The 22,514-nt window shown below is 61.1% G+C and carries 21 protein-coding genes; 8 read left to right on the top strand and 13 right to left on the bottom strand.

Annotation, left to right across the window (positions count from 1 at the left end; translation table 11 throughout):
• Positions 1-48: 48 nt before the first annotated feature.
• The 3 genes from AC6JBC_RS17545 (at position 49) to AC6JBC_RS17555 (ending at position 6,931) form a co-directional block, all read left to right on the top strand.
• A complete protein-coding gene (locus AC6JBC_RS17545) occupies positions 49-3,786 on the top strand; it encodes a beta strand repeat-containing protein (protein WP_498026738.1) in 3,738 nt (1,245 codons plus the stop codon).
• Between the two features lie 380 nt (positions 3,787-4,166).
• A complete protein-coding gene (locus AC6JBC_RS17550; protein ID WP_498026739.1) occupies positions 4,167-5,441 on the top strand; it encodes an MFS transporter in 1,275 nt (424 codons plus the stop codon).
• Positions 5,442-5,626: 185 nt separating this feature from the next.
• Complete coding sequence (locus AC6JBC_RS17555; RefSeq protein ID WP_498026740.1) at positions 5,627-6,931, top strand: NtaA/DmoA family FMN-dependent monooxygenase; 1,305 nt, start codon at positions 5,627-5,629, stop codon at positions 6,929-6,931.
• A gap of 46 nt (positions 6,932-6,977) precedes the next feature.
• Here AC6JBC_RS17555 and AC6JBC_RS17560 read toward each other — a convergent pair whose 3' ends face one another.
• The 5 genes from AC6JBC_RS17560 to AC6JBC_RS17580 form a co-directional block, all read right to left on the bottom strand.
• The gene (locus AC6JBC_RS17560) at positions 6,978-7,352 is read right to left on the bottom strand and encodes a group III truncated hemoglobin (RefSeq protein WP_498026741.1); all 375 of its coding nucleotides are present in this window, start codon (positions 7,350-7,352) and stop codon (positions 6,978-6,980) included.
• Positions 7,353-7,370: 18 nt separating this feature from the next.
• Complete coding sequence (locus AC6JBC_RS17565) at positions 7,371-8,555, bottom strand: cytochrome P450 (RefSeq protein ID WP_498026742.1); 1,185 nt, start codon at positions 8,553-8,555, stop codon at positions 7,371-7,373.
• Between the two features lie 144 nt (positions 8,556-8,699).
• Positions 8,700-10,646, bottom strand: coding sequence for a flavin-containing monooxygenase (locus tag AC6JBC_RS17570; protein WP_498026743.1), 1,947 nt, complete (start codon positions 10,644-10,646; stop codon positions 8,700-8,702).
• Positions 10,647-10,705: 59 nt separating this feature from the next.
• Entirely contained in the window at positions 10,706-11,119 is a 414-nt protein-coding gene (locus AC6JBC_RS17575) for a VOC family protein (RefSeq protein WP_498026744.1), read from the bottom strand.
• Between the two features lie 2 nt (positions 11,120-11,121).
• Positions 11,122-11,826, bottom strand: coding sequence for a TetR/AcrR family transcriptional regulator (locus tag AC6JBC_RS17580; protein WP_498026745.1), 705 nt, complete (start codon positions 11,824-11,826; stop codon positions 11,122-11,124).
• Positions 11,827-12,069: 243 nt separating this feature from the next.
• On the opposite strand from AC6JBC_RS17580, the gene AC6JBC_RS17585 reads away from it, so the two are divergent.
• Both AC6JBC_RS17585 and AC6JBC_RS17590 read left to right on the top strand, forming a co-directional pair.
• The gene (locus AC6JBC_RS17585; protein WP_498026746.1) at positions 12,070-12,816 is read left to right on the top strand and encodes an SDR family NAD(P)-dependent oxidoreductase; all 747 of its coding nucleotides are present in this window, start codon (positions 12,070-12,072) and stop codon (positions 12,814-12,816) included.
• A 24-nt stretch (positions 12,817-12,840) separates the two neighbouring features.
• Entirely contained in the window at positions 12,841-13,545 is a 705-nt protein-coding gene (locus AC6JBC_RS17590; RefSeq protein ID WP_498026747.1) for a pentapeptide repeat-containing protein, read from the top strand.
• 56 nt (positions 13,546-13,601) lie between these two features.
• Here the strand turns inward: AC6JBC_RS17590 and AC6JBC_RS17595 are convergent, their stop codons facing one another.
• The 4 genes from AC6JBC_RS17595 to AC6JBC_RS17610 all read right to left on the bottom strand — a co-directional run bounded on the left by AC6JBC_RS17595 (position 13,602) and on the right by AC6JBC_RS17610 (position 16,833).
• Positions 13,602-13,925 carry a hypothetical protein gene (locus tag AC6JBC_RS17595; RefSeq protein ID WP_498026748.1) on the bottom strand — a complete coding sequence of 108 codons (324 nt, stop codon included), beginning with the start codon at positions 13,923-13,925 and terminating at the stop codon, positions 13,602-13,604.
• 110 nt (positions 13,926-14,035) lie between these two features.
• Positions 14,036-14,593, bottom strand: coding sequence for a PRC-barrel domain-containing protein (locus tag AC6JBC_RS17600; RefSeq protein ID WP_498026749.1), 558 nt, complete (start codon positions 14,591-14,593; stop codon positions 14,036-14,038).
• 158 nt (positions 14,594-14,751) lie between these two features.
• Positions 14,752-15,171, bottom strand: coding sequence for a GlcG/HbpS family heme-binding protein (locus tag AC6JBC_RS17605; RefSeq protein ID WP_498026750.1), 420 nt, complete (start codon positions 15,169-15,171; stop codon positions 14,752-14,754).
• A 78-nt stretch (positions 15,172-15,249) separates the two neighbouring features.
• Positions 15,250-16,833 carry a hypothetical protein gene (locus AC6JBC_RS17610; protein ID WP_498026751.1) on the bottom strand — a complete coding sequence of 528 codons (1,584 nt, stop codon included), beginning with the start codon at positions 16,831-16,833 and terminating at the stop codon, positions 15,250-15,252.
• Positions 16,834-17,038: 205 nt separating this feature from the next.
• On the opposite strand from AC6JBC_RS17610, the gene AC6JBC_RS17615 reads away from it, so the two are divergent.
• Positions 17,039-17,434 (top strand): polyketide cyclase, encoded by a 396-nt coding sequence (locus AC6JBC_RS17615; RefSeq protein ID WP_460988503.1) that lies wholly within the window; start codon positions 17,039-17,041, stop codon positions 17,432-17,434.
• Positions 17,435-17,449: 15 nt separating this feature from the next.
• Here AC6JBC_RS17615 and AC6JBC_RS17620 read toward each other — a convergent pair whose 3' ends face one another.
• On the bottom strand, positions 17,450-17,989 hold the full coding sequence (locus tag AC6JBC_RS17620) for a pseudouridine synthase (RefSeq protein ID WP_498026752.1): 540 nt from the start codon (positions 17,987-17,989) through the stop codon (positions 17,450-17,452).
• 3 nt (positions 17,990-17,992) lie between these two features.
• On the bottom strand, positions 17,993-19,141 hold the full coding sequence (locus tag AC6JBC_RS17625) for a JmjC domain-containing protein (RefSeq protein WP_498026753.1): 1,149 nt from the start codon (positions 19,139-19,141) through the stop codon (positions 17,993-17,995).
• Between the two features lie 163 nt (positions 19,142-19,304).
• On the opposite strand from AC6JBC_RS17625, the gene AC6JBC_RS17630 reads away from it, so the two are divergent.
• On the top strand, positions 19,305-20,114 hold the full coding sequence (locus AC6JBC_RS17630; protein ID WP_498026754.1) for an SDR family NAD(P)-dependent oxidoreductase: 810 nt from the start codon (positions 19,305-19,307) through the stop codon (positions 20,112-20,114).
• 195 nt (positions 20,115-20,309) lie between these two features.
• Here the strand turns inward: AC6JBC_RS17630 and AC6JBC_RS17635 are convergent, their stop codons facing one another.
• Positions 20,310-20,963, bottom strand: a complete 654-nt coding sequence (locus AC6JBC_RS17635) for a TetR/AcrR family transcriptional regulator (protein WP_498026755.1) — start codon at positions 20,961-20,963, stop codon at positions 20,310-20,312.
• Positions 20,964-21,084: 121 nt separating this feature from the next.
• Complete coding sequence (locus AC6JBC_RS17640; RefSeq protein ID WP_498026756.1) at positions 21,085-21,555, bottom strand: Lrp/AsnC family transcriptional regulator; 471 nt, start codon at positions 21,553-21,555, stop codon at positions 21,085-21,087.
• A 94-nt stretch (positions 21,556-21,649) separates the two neighbouring features.
• Between AC6JBC_RS17640 and phhA the strand changes: the two genes are divergently transcribed.
• Positions 21,650-22,513 (top strand): phenylalanine 4-monooxygenase, encoded by an 864-nt coding sequence (phhA, locus tag AC6JBC_RS17645; protein ID WP_498026757.1) that lies wholly within the window; start codon positions 21,650-21,652, stop codon positions 22,511-22,513.
• The last annotated feature ends 1 nt before the right edge of the window (position 22,514 follow it).

Genomic DNA, 22,514 nt, shown 5'->3' on the forward strand with positions numbered 1-22,514 from the left:
GGCCGGGGGGCAGGCCCCAGCCATCCTGGCACGAGATGGGGAGACGATATGGCCAGCTATTATAATGTTGTCGGCAGCTCAACGGTCACCGGCACGGCCGAGAAGGACCTGTTCTTTGCCTTCACCCGCCTGTCGAACCTGGACATCGTGCGGCCCGATGCCGTGCTGGCGCAGCTCGTGTGGAACACCGCGATCCTGACCGACGCCGGAACCCAATATCAGATCGCCGTGTCCAATATCCAGATTTCCATGGATCTTCTGCTGGGCAGCACCGGCACCGATATCGTCTATGGGTCGAACCTATCCGACGCGATATTCTATAATAATGGGACCATTTCGGGCGGCTTTGGCGGCTTTGACAATATCGAGCAGTTCTGGCTGGGGGATGGCGATGATGTCATAGACCTGACCAACCACGGCGTCGGCGGCATCGATTATGCGAAGGACGTGCTGGTTCAGGGCGGCGCGGGCAACGACATCATCGTGGGCGGCGCGGGCAAGGACAACCTTCAGGGCGACGCAGGCGACGACATCATCTTCGGCTGGCGCGGCAGCGACAACATCTCAGGCGGGCTGGGCAACGACCGGCTTTATGGCGACGATCTGGGGTTCAACAATATCTCGGGCGACGACATCATTGACGGCGGCGCGGGCAATGACCTTATCTGGGGTGGCCGGGGCAGCGACAAGCTGAACGGCGGGGATGACAATGACATCCTCTATGGCCAGGCGGGCGGCGACACGCTGTCGGGCGGTAGTGGCGACGACATATTATATGGTGATGATGCGAACACATCCAGCAACGACACGTTGAACGGCGATTCCGGCAATGACCAGCTGTATGGCGGTGCGGGCAATGACGAGCTGTATGGCGGCACGGGCGACGATCTGCTCGATGGCGGTGCTGGCGATGATTATATGCACGGCGGGGCGGGCAACGACCGCATCCTGGCGGGAGCGGGCAACGACCTGATCGACGGCAGCGCCGACATCGATACGCTGGTCTTTTCCGGGAACCGGGCGGATTATATTTTCACGCTTCAACCCGACGGCAGCTATATTGCCGGTGACCTGCGTCCCGGATCGCCCGAGGGCACGAAGACGATCCGCAACGTCGAATTTTTCGAGTTCGCCGATGTGACGATCCCATCGACGGGCCTTAACGCCCCGCCGGTCATCACATCCAATGGCGGTGGCGCAAGTGCCGCGCTGTCCATCGATGAAAACAGCACGGCGGTCACCACCGTCGCGGCGACGGACACTGACGCTGGCCAGACCATAGGCTTTTCGATTGCGGGGGGTGCTGACGCGGCGCTGTTCGCTATCGATGCTGTGACGGGCGCGCTGCGCTTTCTGGCGGCGCCCAACTTTGAAAATCCGGCGGATGCGGATGGCGATAATGTCTATCAGCTGATCGTCGTCGCCAATGACGGCAATGGCGGGGTGGATACCCAAAGCCTGTCCGTCACCGTGCGCGACGTGGCGGATGGGGCCGCGCCGGTCATTACCTCCAACGGCGGAGACGCTGCCGCCGCGATCACAATCAATGAGAATGCGACGGCTGTCACCACCGTTACGGCGACCGACCCCGATGGCCCATCGATCAGCTTTTCGATTGCGGGGGGTGCTGACGCCGCGTTGTTCACCATCGACGCGGCGACCGGCGCCCTGAGCTTCAGGACGGGGCCGGACTATGAGGTGGCGGCGGATGCCGATCACAACAATGTCTATGACGTGATCGTGCAGGCGAGCGATGGCGCGAACGCCGATCGGCAGACGCTGGCGGTCACGGTCGCCAACCTCAATGACAATGCCCCGGTCCTTACATCTTACGCCGGCGCGGCATCGGCGGCGCTTACGGTCGCGGAAAACAGTCTGCTGACGGCGACGGTGCAGGCGAGCGATGCCGATGGCACGGCGCTGGGATACAGCATCAGTGGCGGAGCGGACGCCGCGCTGTTCACGATCGATGCAGTGACAGGCGCGCTTAGTTTCAAGGCGGCTCCGGATTTCGAAGCGCCCGGCGATGCCAATGGCGATCGCACTTACAATGTCGTCGTCACGGCCAGCGATGGCACCAATAACGTGGCGCAGGCGCTGGCGATCACCATCGCCAACGTCAATGACAGTGCCCCGGTCATCACCTCCAACGGGGGCGGAGCCAGCGCGGCCATCAGCATGGCGGAAAACCAGACGGCCTTGACCACCGTGACGGCCGCCGATGCGGACGGGACCGCCCCGAGCTTTGCGATCGCGGGCGGGGCCGATGCTGCGCTGTTCACGATCGATGCGGTGACCGGCGCGGTGTCCTTCCTGACCCCGGTCGATTATGAAAATCGCCTGGATGCGGACCAGGATGGTGTCTACCAGCTGATCGTGCGGGCGACCGATGGCAGTTATGTCGATGACCAGTTGCTGTCCATCAGCATCACCGACATTCCGGAAATCGGCAAGACCATCATCGGATCGTCGGGCAACAACAGCATCAATCCGACCACTACCGTGCTGGGTTACCAGACGACCGCGCTCAACGACACCATCTATGGCATGGCGGGTAACGACATCATCGATGGCGGCGCAGGCGCGGACTATATGGATGGCGGCACGGGCAACGACACCTTCTATGTCGATACCTATTCCGACGACGGCTTTGCCGGGAATGACGATCAGGTGATCGAACAGGCATCGGGCGGCACCGACCTTGTCTACGCATCGGTCAGCTACCGGATGGCGGCGGAGGTCGAAAAGCTGACCCTGACCGGCCTTGCCCCGATCAACGGCATCGGCAACGACCTTGCCAACATCATCGTCGGGAACGAGGCCGCCAACCAGATTTTCGGCGGGCTGGGGCAGGACAATCTGTCCGGCAATGGCGGCAGCGACCTGCTGGACGGCGGCGATGATAACGACCTGCTGTTCGGCGGCGACGGGAACGACACGCTGATCGGCGGGCTGGGGAATGACAGCCTGGACGGCGGTACTGGCGCGGACAGCATGACCGGCGGGCTGGGCGATGATGTCTATGTGGTGGACAGTTGGTCCGATGACGGCAACGCCGCCAATGACGATCTGGTCATCGAAGCCGTGGGCGGTGGCACGGATCAGGTCAACGCCTCCGTCAGCTATCGGATGGCGGCGGAAGTCGAAAAGCTGGTGTTGACGGGCGCTGGCAATATCGACGGCATTGGCAACGATCTGGCCAACACCATGACCGGCAATAGCGGCGCCAACAGCCTTTGGGGCGGGTTGGGCAATGACTCGCTGGTGGGTAATGGCGGCAATGACAGATTGTTTGGCGAAGACGGCGGCGACCTTCTGGATGGTGGAGCGGGCGACGACTTTTTGGATGGCGGGGCGTCGACCGACACGTTGAAGGGCGGTGCGGGCGCCGACATCCTGATCGGCGGTGCGGGCAAGGATACACTGACCGGCGGCACGGAAGCGGATACTTTCGTCTTCGCAGGGCTCGCATCATCGCTGAACAGTTCCAGCTATGACCGCATCAACGACTTCCGTATCGGCGAGGGGGATCGCATCGACTTTGATTTCCTGAACGGCAGCCTGCCAGCCGCCAATTATGCAGAAGCGACGATCGCGACCAACAATTTCGCCGATGCGCTGAGCGCTGCCCAGGCGACGGCGGGCGTCAACCATGTGACCTTCATCGCCGGGACGACCGACGGCTGGATCTTCTACGACGGCAATGGCGACGGCACATTCGAACAGAGCGTGATACTGGTCGGCGTCAATACGCTGGCGGGCGTGGATGTGAGCAGCTTTATATAGGGCGCGCTGGGGACGGGCGCGCGTTCGGGCTGGAGTCCGCGCGGCGGAGTTTCACCAGTAGGAGGACTTCGTCGGCTGGCCGTCGGATCGCCCGATAATGACCGGCCCCTGTTGAGGTAGCAAAACGAGCCGTTTGGCGCGGCGTTCGCTCACCTTCGGTGATGAACCATGCCCATCATGGAATGGCGCCTGATGAAACAGTTGACGAACATCAACGGGTGGGCCAGCATCCCGTCGATTCGCGCCGGGTCGCCGCTAACACTTTGCCTGAACTTTGGAAGAAGCGTTCGCTGGAGCAGTGATGGGCCTACCATCTTCCTGGCGGTGGTCGGACAATTTTTGGTGACGATCGCTCGTCCAGTCGCAAAGGCGGTAAATGCATGACTGAAGTTGTGGGCATGGGTGGTCAGGGCATCGCGCTGCAGCGACGCAAGCGGGGGATGCTTTTCAGGGCCATGCTCGCGCAAAATGTCGGGACAGGTTGCGCGTTCGGTGGGCTGGGCGTCAGCGTCCTTGCATTGCAGGACCGGTACGACGCGTCATTGGCCATGGCCACGATGGCTCTCTCCCTTGCCATCCTGTCGCTCACCGCATTTGGTCCGCTGATAGCGGTTGCGATTGGTCGCTGGGGCCTTCGCCGGGTCATGTCGACCGGGGTCTTCATCTCCCTGATTGGATATACGGCGCTGGCCTATGCGCCGACCATGCCGATCGCGCTGGCTGAATGCGGCCTTCTGATCGGTCCCGGCGCTGCCCTGTTTTCCGCCCTGCCGCCTGCGGTCCTGGCGAGCGGCTGGTATCCCGAAGCGCGGGGCAAGGTGATGGGCATTGCCTTTTTGCCCCTATTTGTGACCGTCCTGCCCGCCATCGGGGTGAGCATCATCCAAAATTATGGATTGAAGAGCTTTTTCCTGTTGCTCGCCGCCCTGCATCTGCTCTTGCTGCCGCTGACCTTGACGGTGATCGATCCTCCGGTCGAAGCGCCGGACGAATCCGGCTGGGTCGAGGGGGCGACATCGGGTCCGACGCAGATCGCCATTTTGAGCGGCGCGCTGTTCTGGCTGATCGCGGTCGGTGACGGAATCCTTAATGGCACGGCCATCACGGGTGGCGCGCATCTTCTGCCCATCGTCGAAGGATATCATCAGTCTTTGCAGACGGGAGCGGTGCTGCTCGCCGTTTCAGGCGCGGCCAGCATCGTCGGATCGCTGGTGGCGGGCTTTGCGTGCGACCGGGTCGGTCCGGCCAGGACTCTCGGCCTCGTCGGTCTGGGCTTCGCTGCTGCCTGGGCAATCATGGGCATGTCAGGAGGGATGGTCGCATTGAATGTCGCGGCGTTCCTGATCGGTTTTTGCGGCGCCTCCGTATTTCCTCCCCTCAGCGCGCTGGTTGTTCAGGTATATGGCCTTGACGCCTTGCCAAAGGTCCTGGGCTTGCTGGGCGTCATGACGCTGCCATTCTCTTTCTTCATGTCGCCTGGCGCAGGGTGGCTGCGTGACTTTGCGGGCAGTTATGAACCGGTATTTGTCGGCGTGTTTGCACTCTGCGTCTTCGCCGCTGCCATATTCTTCGGAATGAGCAGATATCATGCGCGCAATAGGGAGGAGCAGCTAAACATTCCCGACGCCGGGCTGCCGCCTGCGAAAGCAGCCTGAAAAAAGGCGTTCCGCAAGGGCGGATAAATTCACTCGCCATTTGGTTGAATAACGTCAACTATTGATAATGTTCAGCGAGCGTCGGGGCCGTTGAAGCGGCTCTGGCGACATGCCTGCGTTGCCATTATGCTGCGGATGCATAGGGGAAACAGGCGGGGAAATACTGGTGAGAAAGGTTTCCGTCGATGGCCCACAAGAAGTTCCACCTTGGCTATTTCACGAAGTTCGGCGCGACGTCCTGGCCGGGCGATGGCAAGGAACTCGGCTCGCAATGGGCGGATGGTTCCTACCATAAGGAACTGGCCAAGATGCTTGAGGCGGCGAAGTTCGACTTCATCTTCTTCGAAGACACGGTGATCGTGGGTGATCGCTACGCTGGCTCGATGGAACTGGACCTCAAGAATGCGACGCTGTCGCCCAAGCTCGATCCGTTGCCGCTGTTGCCGGTGATGGCGCAGGAAACGTCGCATATCGGGTTGATCGCGACAGCTTCGACCACCTTCTACCCGCCCTATCTGCTTGCAAGGCTGCTCTCCACCATCGACTCCCTGACGAGGGGGCGAGCGGGATGGAACATGGTGACGTCGAGCGAGAAGAACGCCGCGCTGAACTTTGGCATGGAAAAGCTGCTGCCGCCCAGCGAGCGCTATGACATTGCCGACGAGTTTGTCGAACTGTGCAAGAAGCTGTGGGATAGCTGGGAAGAAGGGGCATTGGTCGCTAACACCGAGACGGGTGTCTATGTCGATCATACGAAGGTCCACACCGTCAATTTCGAGGGGCAGCATTTCAGATCGAGAGGGCCGTTGAACACGTTGCGGTCGCCGCAGGGCTATCCGGTTCTGGCGCAAGCGGGCGCGTCCGAGCGGGGCCGTGATTTCTCATCGAAGAATGCCGAAGTCGTGCTGGGCATGATGACCGGCGGGGTGAAGGGCATGAAGGCCTATCGCGAGGACATCCGCAACCGCGCCGAAAAACAGGGCCGCGATCCGGATGACATCAAGGTGTTTTTCCTGACGCCGGTCAACATCCTGCCCGACGGTGGAGAGCCGCCCGAAATGACCGAGGCCGAAAAGCAGGCGGCGTTCGAGCATAATATCGTGATGGCTTCATCCTCGCTCGACATCGACTTTTCGCTCTATGACGTGGATGCGCCCGTGCCGCAGGACATCGTGGCAGGCGGCCACACCAGCGCGCTGGAACATATGAAGAAGGCCGGACGGGAGGAGGGCAAATCCCTTCGCGACCTGTTTTCCTCAGGGAAAGGGGGCAGCGGCTCCAGATTCAGGGGCACGGCGCAAGAGGTCGCGGATCAGTTGATGGCGGTCATGGACGAAGTGGGTGGCGACGGCATATTGATTGAAGGGTCCGGCTATAACCGCCAGCTGCCCGATCTGGTCAATGGCGTCATCCCTGCGCTTCAAAGGGCGGGCGCGGTGCGCACCGAATATGAGGGCACGACGCTGCGCGAAATCCTGCGCGAATTTTGAGGCTGGTGGCGGATGGTTGCTTGGCGACCATCCGTATTCACCCGGCTTAAGCTTTCCTGTCGCGGTAGAATTGAATGCCCAATTGCAGGCTCTCGGCAATCCGGTCGGCCTTCTCCTGAAAGGCCGCTGCGACGTCTGGGGCGAGGATGTCACCGCTGGTCTGTCGCCACAGGGCAAGCCAGTGGCTGAAATTATCGGCGGTCATGTGCGGTTCGTGTCGTACATGCGCGACCATCGGCTGCCCCTTGTACCGGCCGGTTCCCAGCATCACCGATGACCAGAATGCCTTGAGCTTTTCCAGATGAAGCGGCCAGTCGTCGATCGCCTGATTGAATATCGGGCCAAGGATCGGATCCGCGCGCACCCGATCGTAAAATGCGGGGACCAGCCGGTCGATATCCTCTTCGCTTATCTTGCTCATCGGTCAGGCGGCATTCGCTCAGTCGCAGGAAATCAGGGCATTGCGCAGTTCATAGCCTGTCACCAGCGGATTCCATGCCAGCGTCGGCGCGCGGTCGAGCTTCAAGCCCGGCACCTGCAACAGGCGTTCCAGGAAGAGGCAGCTTTCCTGGAGCGCGACTTGCGCGCCGGGGCAGCGATGTTCGCCATCGCCGAAGGAGAGGCCCGCATTGCCATATTTGGCGCTGACTTCCCGACCCGGCACAAATTCGCAGGGCCGCTCGCCAAAGGCAGTTGTGTCCGTGTTCGCGGCGCGGACGTCGATGGCGACGGCAGCACCGGGAGGGGCGCCCACTGCTTCCGCCTCGTCGGCTGGCATGCGGCGGTAGAGATAGCCGACGACCGGCTCCAGCCGCAGCAATTCCTCCAGCAGGGCGATCTTCCCCTTTTCATCCGCGGTGAGGAAGGCGGTCTTCAAATCCTCGCGCTCAAGCATATGCCATGCGGCCATCACGATGAACTCGCGCGTCGTCGCCATTCCAGCGGCGCCATAGACCAGGCATTCGGTCAATATCTCCCGACCATTATAGCCTTCGTCGATAAGGTGGGAGATGACATCGTCCCGCCGCTGCCTTCGCCGTGCGCGGATCGCTGGCGCGACGTCATGATAATAGAAGGACAGCACCCGATATTGGGATTGCACGAATTTGATCAGTGACGCCAACTTGCCCGGATGGGGGCGGAAATCGCCGGTAAAGAACACATCCAGCCGCCGCGCCAGCCCCTTGGGGTCGCTGTTGGTCAGGCCGACGATATGGCTGGCGACGGCGACGGCAAGATCAAGGCTGAGCTGGTCGAGGAAGGCGGTCTTGTCCTTCACGAACCGAGAAACCAGCATTTCGCTGAGTTCTACCATCAACTCGCGATAGTGGGTGGTGACGATGCGGGGTGTGAAGAAACGGGCGGTAGCGCTGCGCTGAACGCGATGCGTTTCGCCTTCGAGGAACAGGATTGGCTGGCGCGTCGCACTGCCGATCCTGCCGACTTGTTCGGCCAGAAAACCGGCCTGCCGTACATTCGGGTGACGCAGGATGGCGCGCGCTTCGGCGAAATCGCGGGTGCGCATATCGGGATCGACGGTCCCACCGGCGTCGGCGGCGGCGGCTGACTTGCGGTCATCGCCTTCGCGATGAAAAGGACAGGCGGCGGAAAGGCGAGCGTCCATCAGCGTCGACCCTCATATGATGCACGACGAGCGCCTAACTTAGGTGCCCCCCGGTGCCGGTCAAGGCCCCACCTGTCCTGATCAATCATGTGGAGAGGGAGGCGTCTGGCCGCAAAGCAGCCCCGCGCCTCCCCCGCCTTACAGTCAGTCGAACTTATAATCTTCCAGGATCGGTTCCTGCAGCTCATTCCACATGTCGACGAGGCGGAACGGCCAGGGACCAACGGGTCGGCCCTTGCTGTTCTGATAGTAGCTCTTCGACTTGGGATGGGTCCAGATCATGTGCTTCATCTGATCGTCGATCCGCTTGTTGTGGCGCAGGAAGGCTTCCTCCGTCACTTCGATCGTGCGGGCGCCGGTCGCGATCATCTGATCGAGACATTCGATCAGATAATGGACCTGCGATTCGCTGACGATGTTGAGGCCGCCTGCGTGGTTCGGGCCGATATTCGGGCCGGTCGACAGGAAATAGTTGGGATAGCCGGGGATGGTCGTGCCCATATAAGCACGCTCTTCCTCGTCCGCCCAGTCCACCGCCAGATCATGACCGTCGCGGCCCTTGATCTCCAGATCCTGCACCAGCGACGATGCGTTGAAGCCGGTCGCACAGATGATGATGTCGAGCTCGTAGACCTTGCCGTCGTTCGTGCGGATGCCGTTCGGCAGGATTTCGGCGATGCCCGCTGTCTCCAGCGTCGTGTGCGGCTGCACGAGGGCATCGTACCAGCCCGCGTCCATCACGACGCGCTTGGAGAAGATCGGGAAATCGGGCGTCAGCTTTTCGATCAGGTCGGGACGCCCCGCCAGCTTGTGATGCATGTGCGACAAGGCATATTGGCGCATGCCTTCATTGAGCGCCGACACGGCGATGCCGTCTTCGGGGTAGGACGGGTCTTTCACCACATTGGGATAGAGGCCGTCGGCCGCGAACCAGAACACGCGGAAGCGGAACCATTCCTTGTAATAGGGAATGTGCCGCAGCGCCCATTTCACCGGATCGGGGACTTCCGCCTTCACTTCGGGATTATTGATCATCCAGTGCTTGGTGCGCATGAAGACGACCAGTTCATCGACTTCCTTGACGATCGTGGACACGATCTGCGCGGAACTGGCGCCGGTGCCGATGACGGCCACCTTCTTGCCCTTCAGGTCGATATTTTCGTCATAATCGGCCGAGTGGGTGATGATGCCCTTGAAGCTTTCGATGCCGGGGATCTCGGGCAGCTTCCAACGGTCGGTGGTGCCGAACGCGTTGAACACGGCATTGGCTTTGATGACTTCGCGCTTGCCGGTGTTCAGATCCTCGACCGTGACGTTCCACACGGCCTCATCCTGATCGAAGATCAGGCTGTGCACCATGGTCTTGAACCGGATGTTGCGGCGGACGTCATATTTGTCGGCCACGGCGCGGAAATATTCGCGCATGTCCGCGCCATGCGGGTGGTAGTGGTTCCATTCCGGGCTGATTTCGAAGGAATAGGAATAGAAGTGGCTGGGCGTATCCACGCCGACGCCCGGATAGCGGTTCTTCCACCAGGTGCCGCCGACTTCTTCATTCTTCTCGATGATCACATGATCGTAACCGGCGCGCTCCAGCTCGATCCCGGCGAGAATGCCGGTAAGGCCCGCGCCGATGACCAGCACCTTGAAGTCAGCCGGAGGCGGCGTACGCTCCGACAGTTCCTTGCGCACGGGGCTGCGGTGGAAGCCGCCCTGCTCCATGACCATGGGAACGAACTCGTCAGTTACCGGTTCGCCGACGCCGATGCTCATCATCTTCTGCATCAGTTCGATTGGCGGATCTTCGGACTTCGCCGCGCCCGGCGTCGTCAGCACATGGACCAGCTTTTCGTGCAGGTCGTCGATGCAGTCCTGCGGGATTACATAGTCGGGGTTGGTGTAAGGGGGATGAATGTGGACCTGGAAGGTCTGAAGCATCGATTCATCATGGGTCAGGTGCACATACACCATCAGCAGGGTCTGGAGATTGGCCGCCTTCAGCGCTGCGCGCAGTTCGGGGCCATCAGCCAGCGGAAGGGGGCGGCTGCCACTGTCAAGCATGTTCGGCAAAGTCTTCGTTCTCATATCCATATGTCTCTCCATGAGAGCTGGGGGTCTGTTGGGGACGCGGGGGCGATGTCGCCCTGCCGTTATCTCGCCATCATCTCCACATTCTCGCTCAACCGTCCTTCAGGGTCGCTGGTGAACAGGACGCGCACGCCATGTTCGGGCATTTCGCGAACCAAGCCGACATGCCTGCCGCCGTGCGTGAGCACCCGTTCGGCAAGCGCGTCGAGGTCCGTGGTGATGAATCCAAGGATCACTTCCCGGTCGCGTGGAGCAGGCCTATCTAAAAAGTTGATCATCGTCAACGATTCTGCGCCCATGCTTTCACCTGGACCCATAATCACTTCGCGCAGGCGGCCCATAACGGCGGGATCGCCCGATTCCACGCGGTGCAGGCTGTTGAGCCCGTACACCGCGCCGTAGTAGGCGGCCATGGCTTCCTCATCCTCCACGATCAGCTTTGTGAAGCCGAATCGCGTGTCGTCTGCGTTGCTCAAAGTCATTCTCCCGTCATTTCCGATTGCGCGTTCGCTGCCTCCGCGATGATGCGTTCCAGGCCGACTATGATGTGGGTGAAGCCGTAGGTGAGGGCCGCTTTCCGATCGACCTGCAGCAGGTCGTGCTGAAGACCCTGCAACAACGCAGCCTCATAGGCCGTCAGGGCATGGATATGCGCGGTCGTCCGCTGGTTGTTGTGCTCCGGAGGAGGCGGCTGGGACGTGATGAAGCCGAGAGCCGATGTCGTGAACCACCGCACCGCAAAGGCAAGGTCGGGGCCGGTCAGCCCTTGCGCGCTGATCAATTCCACCACAGGTATCCATGTGCGCAACCAGCCCGGTGACGCATGGCCATCCCACAGGCTGAGCTTCATCGCAACGGGATAGCGCTGAAACAGATCCTCCGTTGCCCACAACCATTGCCGGATTTCGTCCTGCCAGGGCGCGCCCTTTGCCGGGTAATCGAACCGGCTATATATTTCGTCGGCGACGGCGATCAGCAGATCGTCGCGACTGGGGAAGTAATTGTAAAGGGTCATGACCCCGGCTTTCAGGCTCTTTGCGAGCAGGCCCATGGAAAATCGGTCGATCGACATTTCGTCGAGCAGGACCAGTGCCGCGTGGATGATCGTGCCGCGCGACAGCCGGGGAGGTCGCCCACGCCCGCGCGTGACGGCAACCGGCTGAAGAGTGGTGTCGGGCGCCATCCTATCCCCGATGTTAAAGCCGCCCGACATCCTGACCTCTCCCACTCTTGTATCATGCTAGGAATAAGGGTTTGGCCTCGTCTGTCAATTTACGTATGGGTTACGAGATCGTGAACGCCAGTTGATCGGCAAGGGAAATATCCTTGTTGATCGGCGGCCCGGCCGCGTCCAACTTCGCGATCGGCTTTTCCGCCAGATGGCAAGCCATGGATCAGAACAGATTGTCGAATGGAGAAAAGAGGCATGCAGAGGTTTAGGGACAAGTCCGTCGTGATCACCGGCGGTTCCAGCGGGATCGGCCTCGCCGCGGCCCAGCGGATCATGGAGGAGGGCGGATCGGTGCTGATCACCGGATCGAACCGGGAAAGACTGGACAACGTCGCGGCGCAGTTGCCCGGCGTGCACACCCTGCAAAATGACGCATCCCGTCCGGAAGCCGCCGAAGCTCTTGCGCAGGAAGCTGCCCGTCTGTTCGGCAAGGTCGATGGCCTGTTCCTGAACGCAGGCGTCGGTGCAGGCGCGCCGCTCGGCCATATCAGCGCCGAGCTTTACCGGAACCTTATGGATCTGAATGTCGGCGGGCCGATTTTCGGGACGCAGGCGATGGCACCGTTGATCCGCGACGGCGGATCAATCCTGATCACGGCATCCGTCGCGAAGGACAAGGGGCTCCCCGCAAGCGCCCTTTATGGCGCCACAAAGGGGGCCGTCCGCTCGCTTGCAAGAGGCTTTGCCTATGAGCTGGCCCCGCGCCGCATCCGCGTGAACACCTTGAGCCCCGGACCGATCGCGACCGACTTTTTCAACCGCCTCGGTCTGCCCGAAGAGCATGTTGCCGCGGTCGAACAGCAGATGGCCGGGAGCAACCCGCTGGGTCGCCTTGGAACGCCGCAGGAAGCAGCGGCCGTCGCCCTGTTCCTGCTGTCTGACGAGGCGAGCTATGTGACGGGGTCGGATTATTTCGTCGATGGCGGGGAAGCGCAGCTCTAGCATAGCTGGTCTGCCCGGGAGATCATGTCTAACAGCATCCAGATGCAGCATGTTAGTGATAGCCAGGTGATCCGCGGGCAGACTTTGGCGCGCCAGGATATTGAAACGCTCATAGGCACGCCGCATTCGCTGGTCGGGTGCGTGATCGAGGGTGCGGACCTGTCGCATCTGGATCTGTCCCAATGGTCGTTTCAACAATGCGACATGCGACGCGCCAATTTCACCGGCGCAAAACTTGATCGCAGTGACTGGCAGTCGTGCCGCGCTGCTTCGGCCAATTTCACGGGTTGTGACCTTGATGAAGTGCGCTTTACCAACAGCGATCTCAATGGCGCCTTGCTGAAGCGTAGCACGTTGCAAGCGGCGTATTTTTTCGGCTGCAAGCTTACGGGCGCCGACCTGTCGGATGTTCGGGCGCTAGACATCCACTTCGAAGAAACGCTGCTGATCGGCGCGAAGCTGACCGGGCGTTCCTTTATGAAGGCAAGGCTCGCACGGGTCGATTTTTCTCAGGCGGACCTACGCAAATGCGATTTCCGCATGGCTTCCTTCGAGGATTGCAGCCTGCGGGAGGCGCTGCTGACCGGCGCGCGGTTCGAAGGCGCGGACCTGCGCGGTGCTGACCTTGGCGGCATAAGGCTGGAGGACGCATCCCGCTTTCGTGGCGCGACCATATCGCGGGAGCAGGCGGGGCAATTGCTCAGCGAATTGGGATTGAACGTGCGATGAGGGTTTGAGTCCCTCGCTCACCGCTCAATTCGAACGGGCGTCGGGATCATGCACCTTTAATTGTCGCAATATTCCCAACGTCCCGCGTTGCAGGCCGCGACGGCGCGCCGCCAGGACGCCATCTGGCGATCATAATCCGCGCGAGCATCGGCATAGCCTTCGCCACCGCTCTTTGCACGGCGATAGTCGCGCATGATCCGCGCATCGCGGTCGCGAACATAGGCGAGCTGCTGCTGGTTCATCTGCCGGATGATCGCCCGGTCACGTGCCCGCGCGGCAGGGCTGCGCATGGTGGGGTCATGCGGATCGTCCGCGAGCGCAACCGCTGGAAGCAGCGCGGCGCCGAGCGCGGCCACGCATGCGAATATCCTGACCTTCATGGACCCTTGCCCCTCTTTTATTCCCTTTCTCCTGCTATTCGCGATCAGTTGGGGCCAAAGCAACGGATTTGCGACGAACGGCGGTTCGCGGAGTGCAACTTATGCTTCGCTCATGCCGCATCGCCCTGGGGCAGTTCGGCGGGCGCGGCTGGCCAATCTCCGTCCTGTAGCGGCGGCAATGCTTCGAACCAGGCGCTGTCCCGATTGAGAATGAAGCGGTCGCAGGAAAAGCGGATGTCGTCACGGGCCACGGCGCGCAGGACTTCATGGATGCCTCCCACCCCGCTGGCGCTGATGACGACATAGCTGACCTTGCCGCTTTCACAGGTGACGAGGGCCTCGACGACCTTGCCGACTGTCTGGCCATCGGATGCCGCGACCGGCAGGCCCGCGATGCCGGTGGCCGTAAAGAGGGTCGGGTAGGGCGATCGGCGGCTGGATTGCGCGGCCGACTTGCCGCCATCCTCATAGGCGCGCTGGCGACCGAGCCATCGCCACACGCCGATCAGGTTGACGAAGGTGAGGAAGCCATTTGTGGCGACGAGGTTCGTCTGCCCGGACGATAGGCCGACGACCGACCATGCGATCGATCCAAAGGTGAACACGACGAAACCCCAGCCGGTGACGCGCGCGCCCAGATTGGCGGCGGTCATCATCGCGGCGATCATGGTCGCAATGGGCGCGACCCAGCCAGCAAGATTTTCCAGAGCAGGCTCCTACATTCGAAGCATCGAATGACGTTTCAACGCGCGCCAGCCATGTTGGTGGCGGCGCGGAGCAGGGGCTGTGCAAAAATGGGTAGCCAGAGTCGCGCGGCGCTTGAGCCTTATGTCTGGTCTTGCGGCAGGATCGCGGCGATTCCGGCGCGCGCGATCTGGGCGTCCTGATCCGACTTGACCCCGGAAACACCCACTGCGCCGACATAATCGCCGTCGATGACGATCGGCACGGCACCTTCGAGCATGGCGGGCATGCCGGGCGCGGACAGCATCGAAACGCGGCCGTTGAGCAGCAGGTCCTCATAGACCTTCGTTTCCCGGCGGCCGAGCATGGATGTCGATGCTTTCGCCTCTGCCATCTTCACGGTGCTGGCGGCGGCGCCATCCAGACGGATGAGGCCAAGCAGATGCGCGCCGTCATCGACGACAGCGATGGTCACGGCCCAGCCATTGGCCAAAGCCTCTGCTTCTGCTGCGGCGAGGATTGCCTTTACATCATTTGCTTCAAGGCAGTGCTTGGTCTTCATGCCATTCGATCCGTTATTGATGCGCCGTGGCGCTTGAGGAAAAGCGCGCCTTATCACCGGCCGCGCATCTTGCCAGCATTATAGAGGGGGAGGCGGCTGGGAGAGGCTTTGATCCGCCTCGACCGGGATGGTCAGCAATTCGGGCTTTTCCCTGCCGAACGACTGGATCGCGACGATCACATTGCCTGCCGTTGTGACGTTTGACAGGGGCATGTCGATGGCAATGGCGTCGTCGCCGGATGCCTGCCACTTTGCCGCGACGCTCCGCCCTTCCGGCAGCTGGACGAAAACATTCTTCACGCAAGCGGTGGTGGGGCCGGTCAGCCGCAGCCTGTCATTCTTTCCCGCTATGAGGCGCTGATTGGCGGAGGGTTGCAAGCTGCCCGCTTGCGGGAATTGGAGCGCGAATTCCGGCCCGTCAAAGGATTCAAAACCCCAGTGGCCGTGCAATCGACCCTTCATCGGCCCGCTCAAGTCATCAACCTTGAAGGAAGGCGCGAATATGTAGCCGCCCCTGTCGGCCCGCGCGATTAGCGGTGCTTCGACCATGTGGCCGTCCTTGCCTGTCAGCCGCAAGACCATGTTGTGAGCATAGTCGGTGGCAAAGACCAGCGGCGCGCCATCGACGCCCAGGACGGCTCCCGGCCGGGAGCCGCAGATGGGAGCGTCGCTGCTCCGGCGCAGGGGCGGGGGAACATTCTTCTCGATCGCGGGCAAGGCCGCCACGAGCACAGACTTGGGCTTGCGGAAGGACGGCGCGCTGTTCAGCAACAAGGACACGGACTTGCCATTCTGAATGCCGAGCGCGGGCAGATAGTTGAATTCCGGATTGTTGAACGCGCCGAATATGCGCGCAAGATCGCGGACCACGCCGATATAGGGGCTATAAAAGCCATAGCCGCCTTCCCGCGTCGCGCTGAATTGCAGGGCGAGGTCGGTAGGAGCGCCTATGATGGTTTCGGTGAGCGAATTGCTGTGAATGTCGCCCAGCACCAGACTGTCACGATTTTCGACGAGGCAGGCGGCCTGGAACTCGACGATTTTCGCCAGGCAGTCGGGGTTTAGTTTGACGGCAAGGCTTGAGGACAGGATCGGCGCGACGGTCCTCAGATATTCAGGGTGGCTGTTTTCCTGCGATCGGATGCCCAGGATGAAGGCGTTGAGCCTGCTCCGGTCCAGCGAAGCCTTGTTGATGTCCTGCGTCACGCGCACGAATTCGCCGGGTCGGCCACGGATGGCATCGGAAATGGTGCTGAGGTCGCCGCCGGTATCGGGCACCATGAACAACACCAGCTGACGCGCATGATCCGGCACGGTCAGTTTCAGTACCCTTTTCCGGTCCTTGCTCTGCCATGTTTCCGCGCTGGAGATCCAGCTTTTGGGCGGCGGGTTGGTGACGCCGCGCAGGAATGCCGACACCAGACGGTAGCGGATCGACTGGTCTTCGGGGAGATTGGCCTCGATCCTGACGACATCGCCCGACGCCAATGCGGGTACTTGCCCGATCGGCAGGGTTCGCCCTGCGCGACTGACGGTCACCAGCAGTTCGGGGCCGGGGAGGTCGAAGGGCGCCGGGTCTGCCGCAGACGCGGCGACGGACGCCATGCAGGTGGCAAGGGCGAGGATGCAAAGGCGTGTCGAACTGATCCGGCGATAGGTCATGCATTCTCCCTGCGCGGGTAAATCGAGCCGTCAAGAGAGAAGGCGGTCATTTTCCGCTTTGCCGATCCGCTGGGAAGGCAGGATGTGCGGCGAAGGAAGGCATCGTCGCGGCGTTAAGTTCCTGGGTCGGCAAGCTTTGCGGCCTTTCCGGGACGTGATGAAAAAGGCTAAAGGGGTTCCCGTTACATCATAACAGGAGGCAGCAGTGTTACCCGCCCGGACTTTCAGCGTGTCGATCAATCAGGAATGGCGGGCTCTTTACGAAAGGATGTGGCGTCCCGAATTTTTCCCTCAATGGGCCTCTGGCCTTGCGGAATCGGGTTTGCGCGAAGATGGGGATGGCTGGCTGGCCGATGGACCGGAGGGGCCGATCCGTATCCGCTTCACCCCCCATAATGATTTGGGCGTGATGGATCATCAGGTGGATCTGGGAGGTGGCGATCAGGTCCATGTCCCCTTGCGGGTCGTGCAAAATGGGGAAGGCGCGGAAGTCATGCTGACGCTTTTTCGCCAGCCGGGCATGGATGATGAACGGTTCGCGGCCGACATCCGATGGGTCAACCGCGATCTCAAGGCGTTGAAACGGCTGATCGAAGGCTGAGTGGCCTGCGGGAGATCATGCCTCCCGCCATTGTCCCTGATCAATGCCGTCCAGCGACCAGTCCCCGATCTTCCAACGGACAAGACGCAAGGTGGGGTGACCGACGGCAGCCGTCATCCGGCGGACCTGCCGGTTACGCCCTTCGCGGATCGTTAGGCGCAGCCAGCAGTCGGGCACGCTCTTGCGGAAGCGTACCGGCGGATCGCGCGGCCATAGGGCGGGCGGGTCGATGCGTTCCACCAGTGCGGGCAGGGTGAGCCCGTCCTTCAGCTTGACCCCGCGTCGCAGCGCCTCCAGTTCCGCGTCGCCGGGATCGCGCTCCACCTGAACCAGATAGGTCTTCGGCGTCTTGAACCGGGGGTCGGCGATACGCGCCTGCAACCGCCCGTCATCGGTCAGCAGCAGCAGCCCTTCACTGTCGAGGTCGAGCCGCCCGGCAGGGTAGACGCCCGGCCTGTCGATGAACGCCGCGAGTGTCGGCCGTGGGGGGCCGGTGCTTTCATCGGTAAACTGGCACAGCACGCCATAGGGTTTGTTGAAGAGGATGAGGGCCATTGCTCAATCCTCCTCATCGAAGGCGAGGCTGCCCTGATCGATCAGTGTCTTGATGAGGCCGACCGCGCCGGGGTTTTGCGCAAGGTTCGGATTGGCCGCGACCATGGTGTTTGAGCAGAGCTGTTCGGCGAGCGAGGCAGTGTCGGCACCGCAATCGACACAATGGCCGTCCACGAAAAGCAGGACCGAGGTTCCCTGCCGGATGAACGAATAACGACTGGCCGGGTTGCGCCGGAGCGATGCTCCTTGGGCAAGCCATGCCTGTACATCTTCGGCCGCGATCGGTTCATCGGGCCGCCAATCGGCATCGGAATATTTAGGCGCACTGCTATGCTGCCCGAACCAGCGAGCAAAGGCATCGCGATCGGCCAGCGCCTCCATCACCATCGCATGCAGCCGGTCGAGCGCAGGCGCGGTGATTTCTCCCGGATTGGACTGTAGGGTGAGGTCGGGGTCGGCATAACGATCCTCCTCCGCCATGCCGTCCGCCTGATGTGCGCACCAGCCTTCGACAAGGTCGGCGCGGGAAGGCGCGCGAAACCCGATCGAATAGGTCATGCAATCATCACCAACCGCCACACCATCATGCGCAAAGCAGGGTGGCACGTACAGAATGTCGCCGGGTTCCAAAATCCAGTCACCCTCCGCTTCAAAATCGGCGATCAGGCGTAGATCGTCATGCGGGAGCAAAGGTGTCGTTGAACTGCATGCCGACCCGACGCGCCAGCGCCGTTTGCCCAGGCCCTGTACCAGAAAGACGTCATATTGATCGAAATGAGGCCCTACGCCGCCCCCGTTCGTGGCGTAGCTGACCATCACATCGTCGATGCGCCAGTCGGGGATGAAGCGAAAGGGTTCCAGCAGGGCCGCGACGCCGGGGGCGTGGTGATCCACCGCCTGCACCAGCAGCGTCCACGGCCCGGTTCCGAGTTCACCAAAGCGCGCTTCCGGCAGGGGGCCGCTTTCCATCGTCAGTTGAACAGCTTGTCGCGTGATCAGCCGTGACTCCACGCCCTCTTCGCAGGCAAGTCCGGCCAGTTCGTCCGGATCGAGCGGATTGTGCCAGCCGTTCCACGGATTGCGGATCAACAGCGGGCGCTTTTGCCAATAGTCGCGGAGGAAAATGTCGATGTCGAAATGGGCGAGTTGCATAGGATGTCCATGCGCTCCCGGCACGCGGCTGTCAAAAACTCGGCTCGGCCTGATGGTATCGGTCTGGCGCATCCTGTCATGGCTTGAAATCGCTACTCTCGCCTTGACTCGTTATGGAACTCACCGATACCCATTTTGTGAAATATGGAAAGGATGAGGAACAATGGCGCGTTTGGAAGGCAAGGTCGCGATCGTAACGGGAGCAGGCCGTCAGGGTAATATCGGCGTGGCGGTATGTGACGCATTCCTGCGGGAAGGTGCGCGCGCGGTGATCGCCACCGATCTTCGCACCGACGAAGCCGTCAGCAACGAGATGGACGGAAAGCATGGTGCGGGCCGGTTCAAGCTCGTCACGCAGGATGTGACGTTGGAAGCGGACTGGGCCAAGCTGGTATCGACGGTCGTGTCGGAATTCGGTGCGATCGACGTGCTGGTGAACAATGCCGGTATTTCCATCCATGGCGGTATCGAGGCCACGTCGCTGGAGGACCTGCGCAAGGTCATGGCCGTCAATCACGACAGCGGCTTTCTGGGCATGAAGCATTGCGCGCCTGCTCTGGCCGATGCCGTGAACCGCTTTCCGGGTGGTGGTTCGGTCGTCAATACCGTGTCGATGGCGTCCCACATGCCCAACGCCCATAATCTGAGCTATCATGTGTCGAAGGCGGCGCAGCGCATGTTGACCATGTGCGGAGCGATCGAATTTGGCCCCAAGCGCATCCGGGTCAATTCAGTGCATCCGGGGCAGACGACGACGCCGCTGCTGAAGGAAGGCTATGAGGGATATGTAAAGCTTGGCCTCTATGAGTCGGCGCAGGCAGGTATTCAGGAGCTGGTGAACATGTGTCCGCTGGGCATTGAAAGCTTCCCGGAAGATACGGCCCATGCCTTTGTCTATTTGGCGTCGGACGAGTCACGCTTTGTGACTGGGGCATCCATCTATCATGATGGTGGACTTGGCCGTCAATATTGAGCGGTAATGACGAGGGGCGGCCAAGGCCGCTCCTTATTGCGCTTTAGGGTGTGTGGGGATTCAGCCCATGGCGGCCTGCAAATGGCGACTTTCTGCGCTTCCGGTGCTCACGTACTGAAGTACGCTGCGCGCCGGTTCTCGAAATTCACCATTTTCGCCTCGCCCTGAACTGAATCCCCACACAACCTAAAAGGATCAGGCGTTTTCCGCTTTGGGCATCAATCCCTGCGCGATCAATTCTGCCACGCGTAGCGCCTTTGCATCGGCTTCTTCGTCGGTCAGCGGTTCGGCCGTGCCCGCGGAAACGGCATCGACCATGTCCTGAGACAAAATCCACAGGAACATCGACGCTACCTCTTCGCAATCGACGGGGCGGATAAGGCCCCGTGTTTGCAGGCGTTCCAGATAGGAACGAAGCGGGGCCTGCTGGCGCAGGGTCCGCGCCTCTTCCATCGCATCGCGGAATTCCGGGAAGCGCAGTCCTTCGCGCATGCTGATCGCGGTGACGGCATGCGCGGCCCTGGTCCGGGTGCTGCGCATGATCATGCGTGCCCATTCGTAAAGGCCCTCGACGGGATTGTCGCGATCGAGCAGGCCGAGATCGGCGGCCATGTTCCGGTCGGCAATCCGGTCCAGCACGGCCCGCAACAGTCCGGGCTTGCCGCCATATTTGGCGTAGATGGTCTTTTTGGAAACGCTCGCGCGCCGGGCGATCAATGTCAGGGTGGCGCGTTCATAGCCCAGTTCTATCAACGCCTGTTCGGCCACTTCGAGCAAGGCTTCCGCGCGTTCTTGAAGCTCTGCCGCGCGCGGCCGACCTGCGCCGCTTTGCCTTTTTCCCTGGTGCATGACCCTTGCTTGGCTTGATCGACGGTCAAGCGCAAGGCCCGACTGCCCACCAAAAAGCGTCCCGTCTTATCCGAGAAGGCGGACGCGACGCTCCTGACGGTTGCAGGCCGCTACCTGCTGATCACACGGGCAGCGCGGTCGTATATTTGGTCATCGACAGGGCAAAATGTGATGCGGCGCTGGCGACGGACGGATGGCCCAGCAATGTGTGCATCAGGAACAGATTATAGTCGGCCACGTCGGCAACCACGATGCGGAGCAGATAGTCCCACTCGCCCGACATGGAGAAGCACTCCACAATCTCCGGGTGGCTATCCACGAAATCCTCAAACGCCTGCCGTGCGTCGCGAGCGTGGCTGCGCATCCGGATGTTGCAGAGTACATTGACGCCGCGGTCGACCTTTTCCGGGTTCACGAGGCGGACTGCGCCGGTGAGAATGCCGGTCGTTTCCAGTGCCTTGATCCGGCGCCAGCATGATGCGGTGGAGGCGCCAACCTGTTCGGCCAGCTCGGCATGGCTGACCGTGGCATCCTTTTGAAGAATCGAGATGATCCTGCGGTCGATCTCATCAATCTGACGAAAATCTTTCATATTGTGCCCTAATGTGATGGCTATGTTTCCTAAATTCACCCATTTTGCGCGAAATTGGAACCCCCTTACATTAGGGCCGTGTCATAACCTCCGGATGGCCGCTTCAACCATCGAACGCCCCGCAGGCGCTGCGGAGGATTGGACGATTTCTCAGGACTGGGAAAGCTATACGCCCGAGGAGCATGCCGTTTGGGATGAGTTGTTCGCCCGGCAAGCTGCCCTGCTGCCTGGCCGTGCGGTGAAGGAATTTACCGACGGTCTGGATATTCTCCGCATCGCGAAGCCTGGCATTCCCAACTTCGGGGAATTGTCCGAAAGGTTGATGAAGCGGACTGGTTGGCAAGTGGTCGCGGTGCCGGGACTGGTGCCGGACAGAACGTTCTTCGAGCATCTGGCAAACCGGCGTTTTGTGGCGGGACGCTTCATTCGCAGACCTGACCAGCTGGATTATTTGCAGGAGCCGGACGTTTTCCATGACGTGTTTGGCCATTTGCCGCTGCTCGCCCATCCGGTTTTCGCCGATTACATGCAGGCCTATGGCGAGGGCGGGCTGCGCGCGGATGGTCTGGGTGCGATCGAGAAGCTGGCCCGCCTTTATTGGTATACTGTTGAGTTCGGCCTGATGCGCGAGGGGCCAGAACTGAAAATCTATGGTGCGGGGATCGTGTCTTCCCATGGCGAGTCCCTGTTTGCGCTGGATGATCCATCGCCCAATCGGATCGATTTCGACCTGAAGCGGCTCATGCGCACCAAATATCGGATCGATGATTATCAACAGTCCTATTTCGTCATCGACAGCTTCGATGACCTGCTGCGCCAGACAGTCGAGATGGACTTCGCCCCGCTTTATGAAGAGTTGAAGCAAGAGGGGGAGATAGAGGCGGACGAAATCATCCCTCAGGACCATGTCTTCAGCCGGGGGACGCAGGATTATGCAAGATCAAGGAAAAGAGAGTGAC

The sequence above is a fragment of the Sphingobium sp. RC1 genome, assembly GCF_059738765.1.

Coding starts and splice junctions, on each gene's coding strand:
- AC6JBC_RS17545 (WP_498026738.1), top strand. CDS start 49: ATGGCCAGCTATTATAATGTTGTCGGCAGCTCAACGGTCACCGGCACG.
- AC6JBC_RS17550 (WP_498026739.1), top strand. CDS start 4,167: ATGACTGAAGTTGTGGGCATGGGTGGTCAGGGCATCGCGCTGCAGCGA.
- AC6JBC_RS17555 (WP_498026740.1), top strand. CDS start 5,627: ATGGCCCACAAGAAGTTCCACCTTGGCTATTTCACGAAGTTCGGCGCG.
- AC6JBC_RS17560 (WP_498026741.1), bottom strand. CDS start 7,352: ATGAGCAAGATAAGCGAAGAGGATATCGACCGGCTGGTCCCCGCATTT.
- AC6JBC_RS17565 (WP_498026742.1), bottom strand. CDS start 8,555: ATGGACGCTCGCCTTTCCGCCGCCTGTCCTTTTCATCGCGAAGGCGAT.
- AC6JBC_RS17570 (WP_498026743.1), bottom strand. CDS start 10,646: ATGGATATGAGAACGAAGACTTTGCCGAACATGCTTGACAGTGGCAGC.
- AC6JBC_RS17580 (WP_498026745.1), bottom strand. CDS start 11,826: ATGGCGCCCGACACCACTCTTCAGCCGGTTGCCGTCACGCGCGGGCGT.
- AC6JBC_RS17585 (WP_498026746.1), top strand. CDS start 12,070: ATGCAGAGGTTTAGGGACAAGTCCGTCGTGATCACCGGCGGTTCCAGC.
- AC6JBC_RS17590 (WP_498026747.1), top strand. CDS start 12,841: ATGTCTAACAGCATCCAGATGCAGCATGTTAGTGATAGCCAGGTGATC.
- AC6JBC_RS17595 (WP_498026748.1), bottom strand. CDS start 13,925: ATGAAGGTCAGGATATTCGCATGCGTGGCCGCGCTCGGCGCCGCGCTG.
- AC6JBC_RS17600 (WP_498026749.1), bottom strand. CDS start 14,593: ATGATCGCCGCGATGATGACCGCCGCCAATCTGGGCGCGCGCGTCACC.
- AC6JBC_RS17605 (WP_498026750.1), bottom strand. CDS start 15,171: ATGAAGACCAAGCACTGCCTTGAAGCAAATGATGTAAAGGCAATCCTC.
- AC6JBC_RS17610 (WP_498026751.1), bottom strand. CDS start 16,833: ATGACCTATCGCCGGATCAGTTCGACACGCCTTTGCATCCTCGCCCTT.
- AC6JBC_RS17620 (WP_498026752.1), bottom strand. CDS start 17,989: ATGGCCCTCATCCTCTTCAACAAACCCTATGGCGTGCTGTGCCAGTTT.
- AC6JBC_RS17625 (WP_498026753.1), bottom strand. CDS start 19,141: ATGCAACTCGCCCATTTCGACATCGACATTTTCCTCCGCGACTATTGG.
- AC6JBC_RS17630 (WP_498026754.1), top strand. CDS start 19,305: ATGGCGCGTTTGGAAGGCAAGGTCGCGATCGTAACGGGAGCAGGCCGT.
- AC6JBC_RS17635 (WP_498026755.1), bottom strand. CDS start 20,963: ATGCACCAGGGAAAAAGGCAAAGCGGCGCAGGTCGGCCGCGCGCGGCA.
- AC6JBC_RS17640 (WP_498026756.1), bottom strand. CDS start 21,555: ATGAAAGATTTTCGTCAGATTGATGAGATCGACCGCAGGATCATCTCG.
- phhA (WP_498026757.1), top strand. CDS start 21,650: ATGGCCGCTTCAACCATCGAACGCCCCGCAGGCGCTGCGGAGGATTGG.